The sequence below is a fragment of the Mongoliimonas terrestris genome (genome assembly GCF_001927285.1).
In the GTDB taxonomy this organism is placed as follows: Bacteria; Pseudomonadota; Alphaproteobacteria; order Rhizobiales; family Pleomorphomonadaceae; genus Chthonobacter; species Chthonobacter terrestris.
The window spans coordinates 63,450-84,316 of the sequence record NZ_MSIG01000017.1 but is presented as its reverse complement, the minus strand read 5'-3'; the positions used below and the strand labels follow the sequence as shown (position 1 = coordinate 84,316).

The following is a 20,867-nucleotide window of genomic DNA, read 5'->3' as shown; positions in this document are numbered from 1 at the left end:
AGCCTGCAGCGAGATTGAGTCAGACCCAAGATTGCACGCTGAAAGACACCGCCGCTCCCGGACTTACCCTTGGACGTGGAAGAAGGGTCCAGTTCCAGGAAGGCACTCAGACTGCTCCGGGGATTGAGCCAATGGGTTCAAAGGATGTCACCGGCTTCGTCGCGAGCCCCGTCGTGCCGGCCCCTTGGACGAGGAGGGTCAGCTCGTTGACATGAAGTATGAAGTCCGGCGAGAGAAATTGAGGCCGATTCTCCCTTATTTCCCTCGCCATTTCGGCGATACCGACGAACTTGTCTTGAGCATAAATCTCCCTGCGGCGAATCCACTCGACCGCTCTCTGCTTGAGGGAGGCGCGAACCGTCTGATCCTTCATGACTGCGTGAGATTTCCAGTTCTGCAGCAGCGGGATCTTCTTGCCACCGATTCCGAAAATCCTGCCCAAAGATGGAAAGGTGCGCAATGTCCGGAACTTACGAGCGTTGAGGCTGGTCTTTGTGTACCGCTCCAGATAGACTGGCGAGCGGTAGTGCCTGTAACTGTCGCCCACCACTTCACCTTTGTCACCGATGACGCGCATCCGGTGGTCTCTCGGCGCGACAAAGCTACAGGTTATGCGCGCCGTCGCGCCGCTTGCGAAATGAAGGCAGGCCACCGAATAGTCCGGCGTACCGACAAAGTTCGGAAGGGTCGGCGTCTTGTTCTCGACCAGTTCGCTCGAAAACGCCGTCACGGACACGGCTGGCCCGAGCAGGCCACAGATCCACACCAAATGATACCCGAGATGCTCGTAGGTACAGCCCTCGCGCAATTCCTCTTCGAGCGGCCACGGAGCACCCGTCGGGCTTCTGACCTTTTCGAACTCGAGCAAATGGATCGGGTTGTCATCCAGTTCGGCGTAGATCAGGAGTGGCTTGCCGATCGTACCATCCTTCACCACCTTGAAGATCGTTCGCACCATGTCGCTATAGATGTTGCACGGAGCAGCATATAGCCGGACGCCATGGGTGCGGGCGATCTCGAACAGCTCGATAGATTCTTCCAAGCTCCGCGTCAGCGGCTTTTCAGAGTACACATGCTTGCCGGCTTCCAGCGCCTTCTTCGTGACCTCAAAATGCGCATGGATCCACGTGAGATTGACGACCGTCTCGACGTCGGCATCGGCCAGCATGGCCTCGTAGCTGTCGTAGATATGAAAGTTGTAGTAATCCTTTACGCGCCGATTCCGTTCCTGATTTATATCAAAGACGCCGGCGACACTGATTTCAGGGTGGGCTCGCAAGGTTCGCATGTAGATGTCGAACACGTAACCACAACCGACAATGGCGATCTTCATGTATCTCTCTCGATTGGACGAGAACTAACGAAAATGCGGGGAGCCGGCGTTAGAACCCGGACACCGCCTCTTGGAGATGACGCGCCTTGGTGGTGCCGATCAAAGCCAAGGCGACTTCCGGCCGTGCCGCGGCCTTGACCATGTGGGCGCGGACCGTGTCGGCGTTCAACGACGACGCGCTGATCGCGTTCGGTCCGCCGAGCACCTCGCGCGCGACGATGGCGACGCCCTGTCCGGCGGCCTGATGCAGGATCTCGTCGTAGTCGACAACGCCGGGATGGAGCGGGATCTGCAACGCCTCGACCCGCGGGTCGGACAGGGCGGCGCGCGCGGCATCGACGTCGTCGACCGAAACGCCGACCACACGAATCTTTCCGGCGGTCTTGAGCTCGGCCAGGGCCGCGAGCGCGTCACCGCGACGGATCGTTTCCGCCGGAGGACTATGGAGCATCAGCACGTCGACCGTGTCCCGCTGCAAGCGCTTCAGGCTCGCCTCGACGGACCGGCGGATATGCCCCGGATCCCAGTTGGTCGGCAGGCCCTTTGAGCGGGTCTGCCGCACCCCCTCACGCATGGCCTTGCTGCCCCCGACCGCCGTCTTGATGAGGGACTTGAACGGCAGCAGGATGCGCTTTGAAAGCGGCAGGTATTTCCCCACCTTGGTGCAGACGAGGATGTCGTCGCGTCCTTTGACGGTCCGCCCCACCAGGCGCTCGCTTTCCCCCTGGGCATAGACATTCGACGTGTCGAAGAAGGTTATGCCCACCTCCAAGGCCGCCTTGAGCACCTGTTCGGACTGCTCCGCAGACGCGCCCAACACCGATCCAAGCCGGCTGCATCCCAGACCGACAGGCGACACTCTCAGCCCGGTCCGTCCGAACTCACGATCCGATCTCATGGATACCTCCGTCCAGAACATCAATGCGACCGCGGCTGCTGCTCCAGAAACGCTAGGATCTGCGCCACATGCCTGTCCCAAGAGAGATTGTTCAGACACCATTCGCGGCCGGTCGAAGAGAGCCGCTCCAGCAAGGCTGGGTCTTTAAGAAGCGAGCGCAGGGCATCGGCGATGTCATCGACAGCGTTGCCGTCAACGACCAGGCCGCGCACGCCATGGGCAACAAAGTCCTTCGGTCCGCCGTCTTTCCCCACGACAGCCGCGGCGCCGAAGGAGATCGAATCCGCGATGGCGAGGCCGAAGCCTTCCAGGTCGCGCCCCGTTTCCGAGGCCGTCTGCGGATGAAGAAAGATGTCCGTCTCTCGATAGAGATCCGGGATGTCCTCGTCCTTGACGTAGCCGGACATCGTCACATAGTCCCCGAGGCCGAGCTCCTTGATAAGGTTTTCGATCTTGTCCTTGAGCGGTCCGGTTCCGGCAATCCTGTAGTGGAAGTTCGTGACGCCCTCATCTCGGAGCTTCGCCAGCGCCAGAAGGCAGCCGTCGATGTTCTTCCTGACGGCGAGCCGCGCGAAGGACACGATGCGGATCCTGTCCCCGTTCACCGGGGGCCGAGCATAGGCTCTCGCTTCGTTCAGATAGGACAAACCGTTGAAGTTGACCTGCCAGGTCCCTTTGGGATGCGCGCCGAACAGGGCACTCCGCGCCGCCTGCATGGACACATGGGAAACCGTGATGACGAGATCGGCCGCGACGAGGGCGCGGATCATGGGTCGTTTCAGGATGGCCGGATAGTTGAGAACCTCCTGTCCGTGGACCGTTAGCACGAAAGGCTTTCGACGACGGAAAGGCAGGATGGCCAGCGCCGCACGCCAGGTCGTCGCATGAATGAAGTCGACCTTCTGCGTGAGCCGGACCCAAGCCGACGCGACGATCATCTTGAGAAAGATGACCGGCTGCGGCCCCGTTCCCACATTGAGGACGCGGAAGGCGCCCTCGGGATAGGCGCGTTCATGCCAGCCAGGCCGGCCGGGAAAGGACGTTATGACAACGGGCGTGACGCCGGCGCGCTGATAAGTACGGGCAACGAATTCGCTGTAGCTCTCAACCCCTCCGACAACTGGAGGATAAGCCTTGACGTTCATAAGGACAGTCGCGTAGCGCATATCATATTCCGGCGAGTTTTATACAGTGCATATTTTATATTTGTCGACAAAACGGGGCATGCATCAAACTATGAGAATCGACCGTAGTAGTAGACCCGTGGCCGAGTTGCCATTCCATATAGCATACCTAGGTTGAACCAGATCAAAACCGCTATTGGGAAATTGTTCTGAGTTAAGACAACCTCAAATGATGAATGCAATACAACTACTACAATGTAACCGACCCCAAGAGCCGGAAGCGCCCAATGCGGCGTACTAATAACTCTGAATCCGACTATAACCAACGATGAAACAACCAAGGCAACTCCAACTAAACCCATTTGAAGCATGACTTGGAGAAATGAGTTATGCGCGCTTAGATCTGTGTTAATGAAATCACTGGCAAGTGTTCCAGATCCTAGGCCTAGCCACATTTTGTCTCTAAGGGCGTAAAGGATAAAAAACCATAGCTCCTCCCGCCCTGAAGTGAAGCGTCTGCCAAAGTAGTGATCGGAGAGATCATTGACGTACGTGAATAGCGACGACGTTTGAATGTTTGCCAGAAAGTACACAAGAAACCAGTTGTAAAACATTAGAGCAACGAAAACCAAGACAAAGAGCTTTTTGTTGGCTCTGAATATGCCCATGCGAAAAGCTAAAGTTGTAAGTATACAGAGCGTCGTGATTGCAATAAACGATCTGTGGCTTACCAGAATGCACATCGCGAGAAGAAAGCAATAGGTAGACAATTCCAGCAAAAATCCCAGTTTTGGCGTGCCACACCCTCTCCGCAAGATGAGCCACATGAAAGTCATGTGGATAAGAACCCCTGATACCGCATTCTTTGCGTCAGCAAATCCATGTTGCGAACTAGCACTTGAGACTGTTAGCCAAAGAAATGCGGCAAGAACAATGAGTGGAATAACGTCAAAATAACGAGGGACGTAAAAGACCTCCCTGATTCTGCTCCCAAGGATGAAAACAAGCGAGACTACTATTAAAAACACTCCATTTCTAATGTTTCTATCCAATCCGGTTCTGTCCTCAAAAATCACATAGAGTGCAGACAGCAACAGAAGCGGCCCTACAGCAGCCAACCCAACTTTATCAATCGAAAGCAGCTTACGTACCGCCAACACCAGAAACAGAACAGAACCTACCACGCTTACAATAGAAGTACCGCCAGAAGCCGTATATTTGCCGAAGACGGAATCATACAACGCCAAAAGGCTAAATAGAATGAGGAAAAAATAAGATGCTTGCGGGCCTTGCCAAGTCGGCAAAGCGTGAAAGGAACCGGCGGCGTTTCCGAAGTGCGGTGGCACGAGATCTCTCATTCGGACTACCTTTGCATCCGCATTTTATCACAGCGAACTACACTCTAGAAATCCTGAGGGTCATGCAATCGCTGTTGGCTATAAACCGGACACAATGGCACTTATGCGGCGCCAATGGGCCGGTAGGATAATATGACATTTCCCCGCTATAAACGGCCGATCCGCCACTCACATCGACTATCAATACTATTTCGCCTATTTTCAGATTCATCTCGGTTTCGGTCAAGCCCGATATTGTACAGTCAGCGGGCATCAGAAAAGTTGAAACTCGTGATGTCTGATGGCCACTTGCGCTCCACTCGTCCTGAATCGTCAGGCAGCCGGCATTATCAATTGCGACTGTCCGGTAGACTAGGCCGGCTTCCGAACGGAACCCATCGCACGCACCTTTTACCTGGAGCAAGCCATTCTTATAGTCCGGCATTTCGACAAGCCAAGCCCGTCCCCGTCGACCGACACGCCACGCGCCAAAAAACTCTGCAGGCTCCAACGAGTCGAATCTCGGTCCGTTGTGGAATTCGGATGACCGGGACCAACGTCTCAGCTCGTCGTTCGCGATGGATGCGACTCCCGGATCGACAAACAATCGCCTGTCGCCAAATGTGACATTCACGCTCAGAAAGTCTGCGTGACCATGGCCGATGACGTCGTCGGGTCCCATCGGACCAGCGTCGAAGACCACGGTTGTACCAGCGCGGGAAAGTTTGACGTAACCCGCTTCGGCGAGCAGCCTGACACCGTCACGGACGGAAGCGTCCTTCGTCCATCCGACCGCTGAAGGCGGCACGCTGTCCGCAATGGCAGCGTCGTTCAGCACGGCAATCTCACCGTCGGGCAGGACCACCGCGTCCAGCGCATCGTTCATCTTTGATAGGAGCGCGACCGCCTTCTGGTGGGTGGACGGATCGGCAACGTTCATCGCCACCATGGAACGCAGCAGAAGCTGCATGTGGATATGGTAGGTTGGACTTCTCTCCGACCAGAAACCGTCACCCAGGAGGTGGTTCTCGATACCGTGGACGGCCAGCCTGACCTGCGTCTCCGCGCCGTGGCCGAGTGCGACGCGCGCCACGGCGAGCGCGGTCTCTGCAAAGACCAGATGATTGTATCCAAGATACCGCTCTGCCGTCCTCTCGAGCAGGGCTGCACAGAGATTCACATGTTCGGCAATCGTGTTTGCGCTCTCTGGAGGCAATCTGCCCAAGCGGTGCCGCGCCAGCGCAAGTGCGGAACAGATCCCCATCAGTCGCAAACTCAGAGCGATGGGCGTCCAAACGAAATGTAGACGGCGCGAACGAACCGGATGCCGCGTCTCCATGCGTTTGACCAGCACAGCGAGTGCCTGCACAGCCCGTTCAGGGTCCTGCTCGACGAGCGAGAGAGAGAAGGAAAAGAAAGCGAAGTCGTGAGACCAGTGCAGTCGATTTTTCTGGTCGGGAAATGGGTCGTCCCAACTGGCTTCCGTCATGTCTCCGAAGTCTTGCCTTACGCCTTTCGTTTCGAAAACACCGGTATAGAGCGAAGTGGCATTATGGAACCGGTCGCCTTGCACCTTGTAGCGCTCTCCGAACATCAGCAATGGGTGGCTTGTGAACGGATCGCCGACCACCGAAAGAGGCTTCAGATACGTCTCGGGCGCCGCCGCTATTTTTCGCGACAGGCGTTCATGAAGGACCTTCTTGATGATCTTCAGCAACGAGATATGCCGGAGATATCGGATCCAGAGCATAGCCTTTCTGATTTTCTTCGGGGCCTGGGGCAAGATGACAATCCCGCGCGCTCTTTTCAGATGAATAATCTGCATCAGATACAGAAGTGAGAAACTGATCGAGTATCCGAGAGCGACACCCCCGAGTCCGAGGTAGTTTCCGAGAGCGAACTGTAGCGCAACCCCCACGAATGCGATCGCAAATTGAAACTGGAGTACCTTTTGAGCACTACCACTCATTTTCAGGACTTCGTCTACTGGCCCGCCGATGCTTTCTCCTAAAGTACCGAACAGGAGAATAGCGATCAGAAGATAGACTTCAACATAGGACGGGCCGTACAGGTATCCGATGACCTGCTCGCCAACGACGGCATTCCCGATCATTGCAGCAAGAGAGAGAGACGTTGCCGCCAAGGCGATGCGACTACCGTAGTCTCGGATCTTGACCCAATCATTCCGCGCAGCAAACGCCGCAAGCTCAGGGCGTATGGAGAAGCGAGTGGCGGCGATCGCCGCTGCAACAGCGGAGACGAGGCGCGTCGCCAGTCCCATCAGGGCACCAGCATGCGGCCCCAGAAGCTGGACTGCAATCCAAACAGGCGACCAGATGATTGCAGCTTGGATTGTTCTGCCCAGTGCGATACTCGCGCCGACACGCCAAGCCCGTACCATGTGCGCGTCGATGGACGATAATGGAAATCGCTCGATGCTGGTCAGGACGATGGCCAAGGCCGCACCGGCGGCCAGGAAGCTTGCGAGCGCAGTCAGGCCAAGAAGTTCCTCCAGAGTTATCTGGTTCGATAGGGCCAGAAACGGAACGACGACTGCAAGCAGAGAGACGTTGATCGCAGAATAGAATATGAACGTTCCTAATTGCTGCCGTCCTGACGCGACTAACGTTTGCGCTGTTACAAAAGTTGTTCCGTAGCTCAGCCACCAGATCGCTATGAAGACGGAATTTTCGTAAGCAAACCCCCACAGAGCCAAAAGGATTAGAGTGGAAATTCCAAGGACACTCAGGATGCTGTGCTGCAGGGAATTGGAAAGAAGCCGGCGAGCCTCGCGCGGCTTACCGTGCGCGTTCAGCTCTGCGTACTCCTTGATCGCCCCATCTGGAAGACCCAAGCCGGCAGCAAAGTAAGTTGTCAACACGAAGCCGAACAACGAGAGGTAGATGCCCGCATCGTGCTGCGAAAGCGATTGAGTTACCAGGAAAACGAGAAAGAACTGTACCGCTATTGCACCGTAACGCGAAAATATAGGTACCAGAAACTTCATAGGTCCCTACCGTGACTTGGCCGGAACCCAGACCGTAAACGTCTGACCTCTGAGGGCGCGAAGAACTCCGAGCAAAGTCGCATAGAGAGCGATGACGATTTCTGTCACCAATGCGAGCGGGCCGCTTTGCGCGCGAGCCCCAAGAAGGATAAGTCCGGATCCTACGATGGCGCCCGCGACCAGCAGCGACGGCGATAGAATCAACGCAGGCACAACGGCAGCGATCATCCCGAGTGTCAGGAAGGCGCCTCCAAACCAACGCACCATCTTGCGCGAGCCATACTTGAACCTGTCGAAGCTCGTCATCTTCTCGAGCTGCGGCGTGAGGAAGAGGTGGGTGTGGAAGGCGCGCGCGGCAATTCGGACCTTGCGGGAGAACTCTTCGCCCCGCTTAGCGACAAGCCTCTCATAGGCGATCACGTCCTCGGCCTTGATCAGCCGGTGGCCGGAGAAGACCGCGGCCATCGACACGGTCAGATCGTCGAGCACCGTGTCGGGAAAGCTCGGATAGAGCTTGCGGCGGAGCGAGAAGATGGAGCCGTCCGCACCCATCACATTGCCCGTGCGGGACTCTTCCTTCTTCAGGTATTCTTCGAGCCGCCAGTAGAGCGATCCCGCCGCGGCGGTGGCCGAACTGTCCTCACCCTTATAGTGCAGCGACCCACAGACGCCGCCAACCTCCGGGTCGGCATAATAGGCCATCAGTCGGTCGATGGCGTCTTCCTTCAGCGTCACATTGGCGTCGGTGAAGATCATGATCTCGCCCGTGGCCCGCGCGGCGAGGAGCTTCATGCCGTGGGCCTTGCCGTTGCGTCCGCCGCCGCGAACGACCGTGACCAGTTCCGGACGTGCGGCAAGCTGCTCATAGGTCGCATCGGCCGAGCCGTCATCGAAGGCCAGCACCTCCAGGTCGGGGTGGCGGGCCTTGAGCATTTCGATGTTGGCGATCTTCTCCGGCATGGCCCTGGCCTCGTTGTAGGCACAGAAGACCAGCGTGGCCGACACCTTGTGGTCCTCCCGCGCGGCGACCGGGCGCGTTTTCACGAGCCGCAGGATCAGCGGATAGAGGGCGTAGGGATAGACGACGAGGATGGCGCATACCAATGTGACAGACGCAGCAATTCCTAAAGCAAGCGACATGATGCGTACCTCACGGACAAAAGGTCATGCGAAGGTTCTTGGCTTTCAATGGGTCCCGTCGGCCGGAGGAGCGCCGAGCGCATCGGCCTGGCGCACCCCCGCCCCAGATCATACGAAGCGTCCGTCCGAACCAGCGGACCAGCGTTCCAGTGCTGACGGCAGCCGGCCGGGCGTCGCCTGGCCTTCCGCTTTCAACCAATCCGGCACGACGTCTGTCGAACGTACAAGCTTCATTACCCTGTCCGGGTGAATGCCAAGGCCCAGCTTGGAGATGGGACGCAGCACCTTTGCCGCGGTGAGCATCACCCAAAGCGGAATTTCAAAGGTTCGGACAGCAGGGAAATGCCGGGTCCGGAAGGCCTCCACGATCTGCTCCAGCGTGTAGCGGTCGGGGTAACAGCCGTTGAACAACACATAAGGCCGGTCGAGGTCCTTGGCGCGGTGCAACGCGTCAACCAGGTCCTCTACATAGAAGCAGGCCTTTACCGTATCCTTGCGGCCTGGATAGACGAAGAAGCCCTTCTTGAGAAGGCTTGCGAGCCGCGTGAAGTTGCCGCCTTCGCCGGGTCCGAAGATGACAGCGGGCCGGCAGATGACCAGCTTCCGGTCATCGCTCTCCGACAGCCAATCTCGATGAATCCCCTCGGCCAGCCACTTTGACCATCCGTATGCCGACTCAGGTGCAGGCACAGAGCTTTCACTCTTCGTTTCTTCGCCCGGACCATAGACGGATATCGAGCTGGTGAAGACTATCGTACCAACGTGCTTGCGTCGGGCGAAAGTTACGACCTGGGAGGCACCGGCAACGTTGGTGTCATAATATTCGTGCGTGGGATGACCAGGGGTCGTGTGGACAGCGGCCAGATTGTAAATCGTAGAAATCGGCCCAGCAATGTCGAACTGGCTGAGATCGCGGACGTCAGCAGAGATGTAGGTCACACCACTGATGCGCTCCTTCGGCGAACGCCTGTCGACGCTTACGACGGCGGAATATCCTTCGGTGCAGAGCAGCTTTATCAGATGCGTTCCAATGAAACCACTGCCGCCGAAAATGACGACAGTTCCTTGAGCCTGCGCCTTTTTTTCAACGGTTTCTTGTACATCAGATGTCATGTCGCCAGCCCCACACCTTTGCCACTTAACCCAATGCCTGCCGCATTCGACCGTTTAGGACTTCAGCAGATGTCGAACAGGGCCGGAGCCTTCGTAATCGTCTTGCGACGCACGTGCCGCAAAAGTCCGACAAATTGCTAATTACGTCAATCGCCACGGTTCGTGTGCGCTGTACACCTTCGTAACATTATCAAGTAAATAGTCTACATATGGATCGGTTCGGCACCGACCGACGTGCTGCGCTGCGAAAAGTACAGTCCGTGCGGCTCGCCCCCAAGCTCACGCGTCCGCTCGTCCTCATGGCCAGCGATGATTCGTTCCGGGTGGTTATTGCGGAAGAAAGACGCGCTTTGCCATTGATTTCGACTTTTTTTCGCAACTCTAGTGGACCGTGCGCCGGAGCTCGCATTGACGGCTACCCGAATTGAATGCCGCATATGCTCACTAACACGGTCGGCGTCGTGATCACGATAGGATTATCCTTTACTAGATGCATAACTTTTTCGGATCCAGAACTCGCGGTCGAAAGTACATAGTTGACGATCGGCATCGGTTTTGTGGCGGCAGCCGGCGTGTTGGTTTTTCGCCGCTCCGGGCGGCGAGCTCCGTCGTCCATACCATCCCACTTAATATAAAACTGGGGATGCTCAAACTGTGAATGTCCCTTCAAAAAGTCGAAATCGGCGCGCGCTAAACGCTCTACCCTCTCCACTGCCCAATCGCTGCATCCAACTCAGCTCGTCGGCGAAACCTGCTCCGGAGATCAAACCTGCGTAGCTGGAGCCCACTGCTGCAAATATCATGAGCATCTAATCCGAACAAAACAAAATGACGCGGCGCACTACATTTGCGGAAGTGAACCTCCGCTGTCAACTCTGGGGCATTTACGCGACGAAACAGCCTTAATCCGGCGGCAACGGCTCTCAAACCTCGGGTTCAAGCACAAAAATAAGTGCTCATTTCGTCATGTAATTTCTTTGCAGTCATAAATTTTAAATTACCGTTATCAAGCGAACGGCTCATTTTAGAACAGATTTTTTATATATTTTAGCTGAGTTCAGGAGAACGAATCTTTTTGATTTCAGACAATCAAGTCCCGTATAATCTGCCAGCGCCACCGAAATACATGACTGCTTACCCTGGCACCTGTCTGAATGAAGGTCTTTCCCGGCCCAAGACCTTGTTAATGGTGGCAACGTGGTGGAAGGAGGCCGTAGCGGGCGCACATGCGAAATTGCCAAGCATTTCGGCATTACCCGTCCATGCGTTTGCACCGCAACCTCAATCGGCAACGCTCCGTGGGAGGAGTAGTGCAGTCCTGTCTCTTTCCGCCAGCAAATCTGGTCGGTTTCCGTTTCGAGACCTGACGCTGGCTGGGGCGGGAGGATTCGAACCTCCGTATGGCGGAATCAAAATCCGCTGCCTTACCACTTGGCGACGCCCCAACGGCGGCTGCCCGGGGGCGGCCGTAGCATCAGCGATATAGCGGCCCGCGCGCGTCGCCGCAACAGGATCTAGCGGGTCAAGGTCCGGGTCGCGGACGGCGGCTCCGACGGGCGCTTGACAATGCGCGAAGCGGCTGACGGCACGAGGGCTTTCGCTGGTCTGCGGAGATGCCTTACGGCATTGTGGAGAAGGCCGGCCCTTCCCCCTTGCGGCCCGTCGTTTGCCCGGCTATAAGCTCGCCCACGGCAGACGGAGTGTAGCGCAGCCTGGTAGCGCACCTCGTTCGGGACGAGGGGGTCGCAGGTTCAAATCCTGCCACTCCGACCAGCATTTCCCGAGAAGGGCCAGTCACTTGAGTGTGACTGGCCCTTCGGCTTTCAGCCCCCCGCCCTGTCATCCGAACACGTGAACCGCCCGCTCACCCGCGGATCGGCGGTCGCGCCCACGCGCACCGACTGCGCCGGGACGCGCGAACCCGGCGGCCTTGCTGACCGAGCGGACCGTGGCGGCGGTGTTCGGCAGGTGCATGGTCCTTCCTCCAGACAAAGCCTTTGGCATCGCACCTTCGACCGACAAGGGCGCTCCGTGCTCGGTTCCGGACCATCTCGCGCAGGGCGCGGCGGCCGGGTAAGAAGGGCTGCGGAGGAGTGAAGCATGCAGAACAAACCGAAGCTCGCCATCACCGGCGTCGGCAAGATCGCCGTCGACCAGCACATACCGTCCATCGCCGAAACCGAGACGTTCGAGCTTGCCGCGCTGGTGATCCCGCGCGGGCCGGCGCACCAGACGCTGCCGACCTACCGGTCGCAGGCGGAGATGCTGGCGACCCATCCGGACATCGCGGCGGTCGCCATCTGCACCCCGCCGGACGTGCGCCACGCGCTGGTCGCCGAGGCGCTCCACGCCGGCCGGCACGTGCTGATGGAAAAGCCGCCGACCGCCAGCCTGATGGAACTGGAGGACCTTCGCACCCTGGCCGAACGCGCCGAAAGGACCCTGTTCGCCACCTGGCACTCCCAGTTCAACCCGGCCGTGGAGGCGGCGCGGGACCGGCTGGCCGGGCAGCGCATCCGCACAGTGACGGTGACCTGGAAGGAGGACGTGCGCCACTGGCACCCGGGCCAGGACTGGATCTGGCGGGCGGGCGGCTTCGGGGTGTTCGACCCCGGCATCAACGCCCTCTCCATCCTCACCCGCGTGCTCCCCTTCACGCCCTTCGTCGCCAGCGCCGAACTTCTCTTTCCGGCCAACCGGGACACCCCGATCGCCGTCGACCTGACGTTCAAGCAACCGATGGCGGAGGCCGGATCGCACTTTACCGCTGCCTTCGACTGGCGCCAGGAGGGCGAGCAGACCTGGACCATCGACGTGGAGCCGGCGGACGGTCCGCGGGTGACGCTGGTGCGCGGCGGCACCTGCCTCATGGTAGACGGCACGCCGGTGGTGGACGATCCGGACCGGGAGTACCGGGCGATTTACCGACGCTTCCGCGACCTCGTGGAGACCGGGACGAGCGACGTCGACGCCGCGCCGCTGCGGCTGGTGGCGGACGCCTACCTCATGGGTCGCCGCCGCGAGACCGACGCCTTCCTCTGGTGAGGCGACGGCGTCAGCTGCTCCGATCCGTTTGCAACGCCACGGCCGGATCGGGCACGGCTTCGGGCGGCACGGCCGTCGACGCATCCGCAACGATCGCGTCGTCGGGCGCGGCGTCCGGCGGCTCGGCAACAGGCGGCGGCGCGCCCGCCGGATCGTCCGGCACCGTGCCATCCGGCGCCGCACCATCCGGCACCGCGCCAGGGGTCGATGCGTCCGCCGGTTCGGTCAGATGGCGGAACAGGGCCTTGATGAACTTCGACGGGTCGTCGGTCGGGCGGAGCGCCGCGTAGCCAGGGGCGTTGAAATCCCAGTCGTAGTCGGCAAGGGGGCGGTAGGCGGCGATGGCCGGGTCCGTCGTCCAGGCCTTGCGAAGGGCGGCGAGGCGCACGGCCTTCGGCACCTCGCTCTTCAGAAAAGGCCGGTAGTCGCTCGTCTGCCCGAGTTCGTCGATGGGCGTCAGGGTCGGTGAGTCCGGGGCGGCGTCGGGGTCCGGATCGGAAGGGCAAGCGTCGTCCGGGCTGGGGCTGGCGACGCGGTCGGGTTCCGCCGGCCCGGGCGGCGCTTCCGCGTCCGGCTCGAGGTCGTCTGCCGCCTGCCGGCTCGCCTGCTTTCGAAGCGACCAGCGGGCGAGGAAGCTCTCCTGGTCGCGGCTCACGGATCCTCCTCCGGGACCATCGCGTCGTGCAGGCCGGTGAGGCGGGCATCGCCCTTCTCGCTCCGGTCGCGCTTGCGCTTGTAGATCGGCTTTTCCACGTGGTGGCGGGCGACGAAACGGGTCAGCCACACGCGGATGGGCTCGGCCATGGGCAGTGCCTCCACAAGGTCGGTGCCGCTGTCGCTGTGGGAATGCGCCTCCGCAGGGTCGACGGTCGCCAGCAGCAGCCGCCAGCCGGTCGGGCCGGCGTCGGGCCGCAGCACCACGTAGACGCTGGGCGCCGCGGCTTCCAGATTGTCCTTGAGGGCGGCGGTCTCGGCCGGGTGGACGGCAAGGTCCGTGTTGCCGGCCAGATAGCGCGTGGTGCCGTTCGCCTCCGTAAGCACGTGCCACTCCGGGGCGTCGGCGCGGCCGGGCAGCGCGGCCACCGGGCGCCACACGTGGTCGAGCCAGCGGCTCGTCGCGGGCCGGCGCTCGACGATCACGTGGACGGGAAAGCGCTCCAGGACCATGGCCGAGCCGGGTGTCACTCCACGTATCCTTCGGGGAAGAGATGCTCCGGATTGCCGCGCGGATCCGGGGTCATCTCGGTCTCCGGCTCGCTCGCAAGCGGGTTCGGGCGCGGTTGGGGGCGGCCGTCGATCGCCGGCGGCGCGACCCGCACGCGCTGCAGCAGCGGGTAGAGTTCGCCGCCGGTCTCCGCGCTCGTCTCCTCGCGCGGGGCGCGGGTGCCCTGGGGTGTCGGCTGGTCCGGCGCGTCCTCCTGGACGTCCGCGTTGGTGGTTCCGCTGTCCTGCGTCTGGTCCGGATTGCCGGCGGGCGACGTCGCGGCGTTGTCGTCCACCCCCTCCTGCGGCATCGGCGTTTCCTGGGCGGGCGGCGGCGGTACGGCGCCGGCGCCTTCGAGCTGGGCGAGGCCGGCCTGTGGAAAGACGATCAGCCCTGCCGCCAGAAGGGCCACCAGGATGCCGGGTTTAGAAGGACGGCGCATGCTTTCAAACCTTCGAAACGGCCTCGGGACGTCGGGCTTCTGGCGGGGAAACGGCTGACGGTGCCGTTTGTTTCCCCGCGTTGAAACAAACCGGTGCGGTTGTGCGTTGGACCCTCAAGGACCGCACGGCAGGGCATCGCTCTTGCCGGCAACGATGGTCGACAGGGGAGTTGGGGATGCGTGGAGAGGCCGCGGGGTTGAACGAGGCCGACGCCAATCGGGCGCGCATCTACATGCTCGTCGCCAGCCTGCTCGCCGCCCCGCCGTCTGCCGGCCTCATTGGCCGGATCGCCACGCTTTCGGGCGGCCAGGGTCTCCTCGGCGATGCGATCGGCGGTCTTGGCCGCGCCGCCGGCGCGACGGACGCCGCGCGGGCGCGCCGGGAGTATGACCGGCTCTTCATCGGCCTCAGCCGCGGCGAACTCGTCCCCTACGCCTCCTACTACCGGACCGGCTTCCTGCAGGATCGCCCGCTGATCGCGGTCCGCTCCGACCTCAAACGCCTCGGCCTTCAACGCGGTCCCGCCGTGCCGGAGCCGGAGGACCATATCGCCGCCCTTCTGGAGACCATGGCCGTCCTCATCGACGGCCGGTTCGGCGCCCCGGCGAGCGAGCTGGAGCAGTTGCGCTTCTTCGACAGCCACATCGCCCCGTGGGCGGATCGCTTCTTCGACGACCTCCGGCAGGCGGCGAACGCCCCCTTCTACGCCGCCGTCGGCGCTCTCGGCGCCATCCTGGTCGACATCGAGGCGGAGGCCTTCGCCCTCGTCTGACCGCCGCCCCTTTTCCCCGTCAAGGACCCGAGCCATGCGCCAGGACGATCCGACCAAAGCCCCGCCCACCGTCGACCGCCGGGCCTTCCTGACCGGCGCCGGCCTTGCCGGCGCGACGGCTGCCGCCGCCGTCGGCGGCACCGTGCTGGCCGAAGCGCGCGAGAGCCCCGAGGAGCAGCTGAAAGGGCGGTACAGCGAAACCCCGCACGTCCAGCGCTTCTACGCGCTCAACCGGCTCTGACGGAGGGCGCGCCATGCTGACCAAGCGCAAGCCGGTCCGTTCGAACCCGCTCGCCCCGGCGCCGGCCGCCGCCGGGCAGGTCTCCCGCCGCGCCTTCCTGGAAGGCGCGGGCCTTGCCGGCGCCGGCCTTGCCACGCTCGGCGCCCTCCCCGGCGCCATGGTGACCGAGGCCAAGGCCGAGGCCATCGAGCCCGGCGAGGAGAAGATCCTGCGCAAGGGCATCTGCACCCACTGCTCGGTGGGCTGCACGGTGGTCGGCGAAATCCAGAACGGCGTCTGGGTGCAGCAGGAGCCGGGCTGGGAAAGCCCGATCAGCCAGGGCACCCACTGCGCCAAGGGCGCCTCGGTGCGCGAACTCGTGAAGGGCGAGCGGCGGGTCAAGTACCCGCTGAAGCTCGTCGACGGCGAGTGGCAGCGCATCTCCTGGGAGCAGGCGATCGACGAGGTCGGTGACCGGCTGCTCCGGATCCGCAGAGAGCTCGGGCCGGACAGCGTGTTCTGGCTCGGCTCGGCCAAGTTCTCCAACGAGACGGCCTATCTCCTGCGCAAGTTCGCGGCCTTCTGGGGCACCAACAACGTCGACCACCAGGCCCGCATCTGTCATTCCACCACCGTCGCCGGCGTCGCCAACACCTGGGGCTACGGCGCGATGACGAACAGCTACAACGACATCCAGAACTCCCGGTGCCTCGTCATCATCGGCGGCAATCCGGCCGAGGCCCACCCGGTCGCCATGCAGCACATGCTGCGCGGCAAGGAGCGCAACCGCGCGCCCTTCATCGTCATCGACCCGCGCTTCACTCGCACCGCCGCCCACGCCACGGAATATGTTCGCATCCGCCCCGGCACCGACATCCCGGTGGTCTGGGGCATTCTCTGGCACATCTTCCAGAACGGCTGGGAGGACAAGGAGTACATCGCGCAGCGGGTCTACGGCATGGACCAGATCCGCGCCGAGGTCGCCAAGTGGACGCCCGACGTGGTGGAGCGCGTCTCCGGCGCGCCGGCCGAGCAGCTGCGCCTCGTCGCCGAGCAGATGGCCAAGAACAAGCCCGCCACGCTGATCTGGTGCATGGGCGCCACCCAAAAGACGGTCGGCACCGCCAACGTGCGGGCCTTCTCCATCCTGCAGCTGGCGCTCGGCAACATCGGCGTCCAGGGCGGCGGCGCCAACATCTACCGCGGCCACTGCAACGTGCAGGGCGCCACCGACATGGGCCTCGACGTCACCTCGCTGCCCTCCTACTACGGCCTCACCGAGGGCGCGTGGAAGCACTGGAGCCGGGTCTGGGACGTCGACTACGAGGGCATGATCGGCCGCTTCGGCCTTGAGGACATGAACCGCGACGCCCGCAAGGCCCTGATGGAGCTGAAGGGCATCCCGACCACGCGCTGGTTCGACGGTGTGCTCGCGGAAGACGGCGAGTTGGACCAGCCGAACCAGATCCGCGGCATGGTCGTCCTCGGCCACGGCGGCAACACGGTCACCCGCATGCCCGACATGCTGAAGGGCATGGAGAAGCTCGACACGCTGGTGATCATCGACCCGCACCCGACCACCTTCGCGGCGGTGCGCCAGCGCCGGAACGGCACCTACATCCTGCCGAGCTGCACCCAGTTCGAGACCGACGGCAGCCGCGTCTGCTCCAACCGGTCGATCCAGTGGAGCCAGAAGTTCGTCGAGCCGATCTTCGAGTCCAAGGACGACTACACCATCCTCTACAAGCTCGCCGTGAAGCTCGGCTTCGCCGAAGACCTCTTCAAGCACATCAAAGTGGAGGGCGAGCGCCCCGTGCCGGAGGACATCACCCGCGAGATCAACCGCGGCAGCCTCTCCACCGGCTACACGGGCGCCTCGCCGGAGCGGCTGAAGCTGCACATGCTCTACCAGCACACGTTCGACCGCATCACCATGCAGGCGACCGAAGGGCCGCTGAAGGGCGAATACTACGGCCTGCCGTGGCCGTGCTGGGGCTATCCGGAGTGGCGCCACCCCGGCAGCCCGGTGCTCTACGACACCTCCCGCCATGTGATGGAGGGCGGCGGCACCTTCCGGGCCCGCTTCGGCGTGGAACGCGACGGCGAGACTCTTCTGGCCGAAGGCAGCTTCTCGCGCGGCTCGGAGATCGAGGACGGCTATCCGGAATTCACCATGGCCGTGCTGAAGAAGCTCGGCTGGGACACGGAGCTGACCGAGGGCGAGCTCGCCGTCATCCGGCAGATCGGCGGCAACGACATCGACAAGGTGTCGTGGGACACCGACCTGTCGCTCGGCATCATGCGGGTGGCGATCAAGCACGGTTGCCTGCCCTACGGCAACGCCAAGGCGCGGGCGGTCGCCTGGAACCTGCCGGACCCGGTCCCCATCCACCGGGAGCCGGTCTACACCTCGCGGCCCGACCTCGTCGGCGAGTATCCCGCCATCGAGAACCGGCGCGACTTCCGCCTGCCGCACCTCAACCAGGGTGTTCAGCAGGCGGCCGTGGAGGCGGACGTCTACGCCCGCTACCCGTTCGTCTACACGTCCGGGCGTCTGGTCGAATACGAGGGCGGCGGCGAGGAGACGCGCTCCAACCGCTGGCTCGCGGAATTGCAGCAGACCATGTTCGTGGAGCTCAACAACCGCGACGCGGACGACCTCGGCGTCGCCGACGGCGACTGGGTGTGGGTGAGCGGCCCGGAGGAGGGCCGCGCCAAGGTGAAGGCGCTGGTCACCGAACGGGTCGGCCGCGGCGTCATCTTCATGCCTTTCCACTTTTCCGGCTTCTGGCAGGGGGAGGACCTCCGGTCGTCCTACCCGCCGGGCACCGATCCGCACGTTCTCGGCGAGCCGGCCAACGGCATCACCACCTACGGCTACGACCCGGTGACGTTCATGCAGGAAACCAAAGTGACGCTCTGCCGCGTCGAGCGGGCTTGAGGAGACCGCCCCTATGGCACGGATGAAATTCCTCTGCGATTCGGAGCGCTGCATCGAGTGCAACGCCTGCGTCACCGCCTGCAAGAACGAGCACGAGGTGCCCTGGGGCATCAACCGCCGCCGGGTGGTCACGCTGGAGGACGGGCAGCCGGGCGAGCGCTCGGTCTCCATGGCGTGCATGCACTGCACGGAGCCGCCCTGCGCGGCCGTCTGCCCGGTGGACTGCTTCTACCAGACCGACGACGGCATCGTCCTTCACTCCAAGGACCTCTGCATCGGCTGCGGCTACTGCTTCTACGCCTGCCCGTTCGGCGCGCCGCAGTACCCGCAGGCGTCGAACTTCGGCGGCCGCGGCAAGATGGACAAGTGCACCTACTGCGCCGGCGGCCCGGAGGAGGACAACTCCGTCGTCGAGTACCAGAAGTACGGCACCAACCGGATCGCCGAGGGCAAGCTGCCACTCTGCGCGGAGATGTGCTCGACGCGGTCGCTGATGGCGGGCGACGGCGACATGATCGCCGCCATCTACAAGGAACGCGTGGTGCGCCGGGGCTACGGCTCGGGCGCCTGGGGCTGGTCCGTCGCCTATCGCACCGACCAGCGCGACACCTTCGAACCCGATCGGGCCATCGGCGGCTAATGGCCGTCGACACCCCGACCCCTGCACACGCGACGGGAGATGCGCGGATGACCCTGACCCGCCACCCACACCCTCCGGCCGCCGTTCCCAGCACCCGAGCGGCCATGCTGAAAGCGGCCGTGATGGCCCTCCTGATCGCGATCGTGATCGGAACGGGACCGACGCCGGTGTTCGCTCAGGCGGAACAGTCGTCCCCGGAAGCCGGGCCGGTGGAGACCGCGCCCGGCGGCGCCGGTCTGGAGCAGCAGACGCCCGATCCGGCGCTCCGTTCCGTCGACGACGTGGAGCTCTACCAGCCGGTGCAGGACCAGTTGATCGGCCGCGTTTCCATCCCGGACGCCAAGCTCGCCACCCTGGTCCAGCCGGAGGGCCGCACCTGGCGGGCCTTCCGCACCGAGGGCCTCTTCTGGGGCTCGATTGCGGTGCTCGGCGTGACGCTCGCGGCGCTTACCGGCTTCTTCCTCTACCGGGGGCGGATCCGCATCGCGTCCGGCCGGTCCGGGCGCTGGATCCCGCGCTTCAGTTTCTGGGAGCGGTTCGCCCACTGGACCGCGTCGCTCAGCTTCATCGCACTCGCTCTCAGCGGTCTCGTGGTGACCTTCGGACGCTGGGTGCTCATCCCGCTGATCGGGCACGACGCCTTCACGGCCACTTCGGAAGTGGCCAAGTATGTGCACAATTTCATCGGCACACCCTTCGTCCTGGCGCTCTTCTTCATGCTGGCGGTCTGGGTGAAGGACAACATCCCGTCCCGCGCGGATCTCGACTGGCTGCGCAACGCCGGCGGAATGCTGAAGGGTGCGAGCTATCATCCCGAGACGGAGCGGTTCAACGGCGGCCAGAAGGGCATCTTCTGGTCGGTGGTGCTCGGCGGCCTCGTGATGGCGGTGACCGGCTACCTGATGCTGGTGCCGTTCGCCGTCACCGGCGTCGGCGGCATGCAAGTGATGCACGTGGTGCATTCGGTGCTCGCCGTCATCCTGATCGCCATCATCTTCGCCCACATCTATATCGGCACCGTCGGCATGGAAGGCGCGTTCGACGCCATGGGCCGGGGCGAGGTGGACGAGAACTGGGCGCGCGAGCATCACCGCGGCTGGTACGAGCAGAAGCGCCCCGCCCGCCCCTACCGCGCGCCGCCGGACGCACCGCCGAGCGCGCACGGGGTCGGGGCCGAGTAAGGAGCGGCGACCCGCGCGTTCCCGTCATGCCGGGGGCGGTCGAGAACGAACGCGCCGTTACCCAAACGAGGAACGTCATCCCGGCGAAAGCCGGGATCCAACCGACGGCGGCCGTTCCGCGCCGTCGGGGTCTCCTTCAACGTCGGCTGGGCCCCGGCTTTCGCCGGGGTGACGTCTCGGGGCGGGAGGTGGAGCATCTGCACGTCCGCACCCCGCCTTCCCCCAACTCACCAGCCCCGGTGTTCAGCGGTGCCGTCCTCGCCGACGCGGGCGCCGACAGTGGAATAGGCTTCCGAGGCCGTCAGTCCGACGGCGCGCGGGGCGAGGAAGCCCGTGATGGCGGCGAGACCCACGACGGCGACGACGGCGGCGAGAAAGGCTTTCATGTTCCGTGGCTCCCTGGCTGGTCGGTGGGGGGCGGGCCGGACGCATGTGCCGGACCCGGCTCGGCCGGCCTCACAATCACAAC

Annotated in this window: 17 protein-coding genes and 2 tRNA genes; 7 read left to right on the top strand and 12 right to left on the bottom strand. The window is 62.6% G+C overall.

The genetic code is table 11. The annotated features are described in order from the left end of the window. Positions 1–106 precede the first annotated feature (106 nt). From BUQ68_RS19415 to BUQ68_RS19380, 8 genes are all read right to left on the bottom strand, one after another. Complete coding sequence (locus BUQ68_RS19415; protein WP_075217675.1) at positions 107–1,333, bottom strand: Gfo/Idh/MocA family protein; 1,227 nt, start codon at positions 1,331–1,333, stop codon at positions 107–109. Between the two features lie 49 nt (positions 1,334–1,382). After that, the gene (locus BUQ68_RS19410) at positions 1,383–2,231 is read right to left on the bottom strand and encodes an aldo/keto reductase (protein WP_075217682.1); all 849 of its coding nucleotides are present in this window, start codon (positions 2,229–2,231) and stop codon (positions 1,383–1,385) included. A 20-nt stretch (positions 2,232–2,251) separates the two neighbouring features. After that, entirely contained in the window at positions 2,252–3,397 is a 1,146-nt protein-coding gene (locus BUQ68_RS19405; RefSeq protein WP_083656730.1) for a glycosyltransferase family 4 protein, read from the bottom strand. A 68-nt stretch (positions 3,398–3,465) separates the two neighbouring features. After that, positions 3,466–4,713: an O-antigen ligase family protein gene (locus tag BUQ68_RS23420; RefSeq protein WP_139315281.1), complete on the bottom strand. Its 1,248-nt coding sequence runs from the start codon at positions 4,711–4,713 to the stop codon at positions 3,466–3,468. Between the two features lie 37 nt (positions 4,714–4,750). After that, the gene (locus BUQ68_RS22965; protein ID WP_083656729.1) at positions 4,751–7,699 is read right to left on the bottom strand and encodes a heparinase II/III domain-containing protein; all 2,949 of its coding nucleotides are present in this window, start codon (positions 7,697–7,699) and stop codon (positions 4,751–4,753) included. Between the two features lie 6 nt (positions 7,700–7,705). Continuing rightward, complete coding sequence (locus BUQ68_RS19390) at positions 7,706–8,839, bottom strand: glycosyltransferase (RefSeq protein WP_075217671.1); 1,134 nt, start codon at positions 8,837–8,839, stop codon at positions 7,706–7,708. A gap of 108 nt (positions 8,840–8,947) precedes the next feature. Beyond that, positions 8,948–9,952 carry an NAD-dependent epimerase/dehydratase family protein gene (locus BUQ68_RS19385; RefSeq protein ID WP_075217670.1) on the bottom strand — a complete coding sequence of 335 codons (1,005 nt, stop codon included), beginning with the start codon at positions 9,950–9,952 and terminating at the stop codon, positions 8,948–8,950. A gap of 1,370 nt (positions 9,953–11,322) precedes the next feature. Then, a tRNA-Gln gene (locus tag BUQ68_RS19380) sits at positions 11,323–11,397 on the bottom strand. A gap of 251 nt (positions 11,398–11,648) precedes the next feature. On the opposite strand from BUQ68_RS19380, the gene BUQ68_RS19375 reads away from it, so the two are divergent. Next, a tRNA-Pro gene (locus BUQ68_RS19375) sits at positions 11,649–11,725 on the top strand. A 327-nt stretch (positions 11,726–12,052) separates the two neighbouring features. Next, entirely contained in the window at positions 12,053–12,997 is a 945-nt protein-coding gene (locus tag BUQ68_RS19370) for a Gfo/Idh/MocA family protein (protein ID WP_075217669.1), read from the top strand. A gap of 10 nt (positions 12,998–13,007) precedes the next feature. On the opposite strand, the gene BUQ68_RS19365 is transcribed toward BUQ68_RS19370, so the two are convergent. From BUQ68_RS19365 to BUQ68_RS19355, 3 genes are read right to left on the bottom strand one after another with little or no spacing between them, the layout of a single operon-like run. Continuing rightward, a complete protein-coding gene (locus BUQ68_RS19365) occupies positions 13,008–13,652 on the bottom strand; it encodes a DUF3306 domain-containing protein (protein WP_075217668.1) in 645 nt (214 codons plus the stop codon). Beyond that, on the bottom strand, positions 13,649–14,182 hold the full coding sequence (locus BUQ68_RS19360; protein ID WP_139315280.1) for a DUF3305 domain-containing protein: 534 nt from the start codon (positions 14,180–14,182) through the stop codon (positions 13,649–13,651). Before BUQ68_RS19360 ends, BUQ68_RS19365 begins: the two co-directional genes overlap by 4 nt. Beyond that, the gene (locus BUQ68_RS19355) at positions 14,179–14,643 is read right to left on the bottom strand and encodes a hypothetical protein (protein ID WP_139315279.1); all 465 of its coding nucleotides are present in this window, start codon (positions 14,641–14,643) and stop codon (positions 14,179–14,181) included. Before BUQ68_RS19355 ends, BUQ68_RS19360 begins: the two co-directional genes overlap by 4 nt. Before the next feature lie 176 nt (positions 14,644–14,819). Here BUQ68_RS19355 and BUQ68_RS19350 point away from each other — a divergent pair, with 176 nt between their 5' ends. The 5 genes from BUQ68_RS19350 to BUQ68_RS19330 all read left to right on the top strand — a co-directional run bounded on the left by BUQ68_RS19350 (position 14,820) and on the right by BUQ68_RS19330 (position 20,398). Next, positions 14,820–15,416 carry a TorD/DmsD family molecular chaperone gene (locus BUQ68_RS19350; RefSeq protein WP_075217665.1) on the top strand — a complete coding sequence of 199 codons (597 nt, stop codon included), beginning with the start codon at positions 14,820–14,822 and terminating at the stop codon, positions 15,414–15,416. A gap of 34 nt (positions 15,417–15,450) precedes the next feature. Further along, positions 15,451–15,657: a twin-arginine translocation signal domain-containing protein gene (locus BUQ68_RS19345; protein ID WP_075217664.1), complete on the top strand. Its 207-nt coding sequence runs from the start codon at positions 15,451–15,453 to the stop codon at positions 15,655–15,657. Between the two features lie 13 nt (positions 15,658–15,670). Next, positions 15,671–18,577, top strand: coding sequence for a formate dehydrogenase subunit alpha (locus BUQ68_RS19340; RefSeq protein WP_075217663.1), 2,907 nt, complete (start codon positions 15,671–15,673; stop codon positions 18,575–18,577). Positions 18,578–18,590: 13 nt separating this feature from the next. Next, positions 18,591–19,217: a formate dehydrogenase FDH3 subunit beta gene (gene fdh3B, locus BUQ68_RS19335; protein ID WP_075217662.1), complete on the top strand. Its 627-nt coding sequence runs from the start codon at positions 18,591–18,593 to the stop codon at positions 19,215–19,217. Between the two features lie 104 nt (positions 19,218–19,321). Further along, positions 19,322–20,398, top strand: coding sequence for a formate dehydrogenase subunit gamma (locus BUQ68_RS19330; protein ID WP_175577864.1), 1,077 nt, complete (start codon positions 19,322–19,324; stop codon positions 20,396–20,398). A 227-nt stretch (positions 20,399–20,625) separates the two neighbouring features. On the opposite strand, the gene BUQ68_RS23895 is transcribed toward BUQ68_RS19330, so the two are convergent. Continuing rightward, positions 20,626–20,784 (bottom strand): hypothetical protein, encoded by a 159-nt coding sequence (locus BUQ68_RS23895; protein WP_175577863.1) that lies wholly within the window; start codon positions 20,782–20,784, stop codon positions 20,626–20,628. Positions 20,785–20,867: the final 83 nt, after the last annotated feature.

Bases quoted from the DNA above. Each gene is read 5' to 3' on its own strand.
- BUQ68_RS19415 (WP_075217675.1), bottom strand. From the start codon at position 1,333: ATGAAGATCGCCATTGTCGGTTGTGGTTACGTGTTCGACATCTACATG.
- BUQ68_RS19410 (WP_075217682.1), bottom strand. From the start codon at position 2,231: ATGAGATCGGATCGTGAGTTCGGACGGACCGGGCTGAGAGTGTCGCCT.
- BUQ68_RS19405 (WP_083656730.1), bottom strand. From the start codon at position 3,397: ATGCGCTACGCGACTGTCCTTATGAACGTCAAGGCTTATCCTCCAGTT.
- BUQ68_RS23420 (WP_139315281.1), bottom strand. From the start codon at position 4,713: ATGAGAGATCTCGTGCCACCGCACTTCGGAAACGCCGCCGGTTCCTTT.
- BUQ68_RS22965 (WP_083656729.1), bottom strand. From the start codon at position 7,699: ATGAAGTTTCTGGTACCTATATTTTCGCGTTACGGTGCAATAGCGGTA.
- BUQ68_RS19390 (WP_075217671.1), bottom strand. From the start codon at position 8,839: ATGTCGCTTGCTTTAGGAATTGCTGCGTCTGTCACATTGGTATGCGCC.
- BUQ68_RS19385 (WP_075217670.1), bottom strand. From the start codon at position 9,952: ATGACATCTGATGTACAAGAAACCGTTGAAAAAAAGGCGCAGGCTCAA.
- BUQ68_RS19370 (WP_075217669.1), top strand. From the start codon at position 12,053: ATGCAGAACAAACCGAAGCTCGCCATCACCGGCGTCGGCAAGATCGCC.
- BUQ68_RS19355 (WP_139315279.1), bottom strand. From the start codon at position 14,643: ATGCGCCGTCCTTCTAAACCCGGCATCCTGGTGGCCCTTCTGGCGGCA.
- BUQ68_RS19350 (WP_075217665.1), top strand. From the start codon at position 14,820: ATGCGTGGAGAGGCCGCGGGGTTGAACGAGGCCGACGCCAATCGGGCG.
- BUQ68_RS19345 (WP_075217664.1), top strand. From the start codon at position 15,451: ATGCGCCAGGACGATCCGACCAAAGCCCCGCCCACCGTCGACCGCCGG.
- BUQ68_RS19340 (WP_075217663.1), top strand. From the start codon at position 15,671: ATGCTGACCAAGCGCAAGCCGGTCCGTTCGAACCCGCTCGCCCCGGCG.
- fdh3B (WP_075217662.1), top strand. From the start codon at position 18,591: ATGGCACGGATGAAATTCCTCTGCGATTCGGAGCGCTGCATCGAGTGC.
- BUQ68_RS19330 (WP_175577864.1), top strand. From the start codon at position 19,322: ATGCTGAAAGCGGCCGTGATGGCCCTCCTGATCGCGATCGTGATCGGA.
- BUQ68_RS23895 (WP_175577863.1), bottom strand. From the start codon at position 20,784: ATGAAAGCCTTTCTCGCCGCCGTCGTCGCCGTCGTGGGTCTCGCCGCC.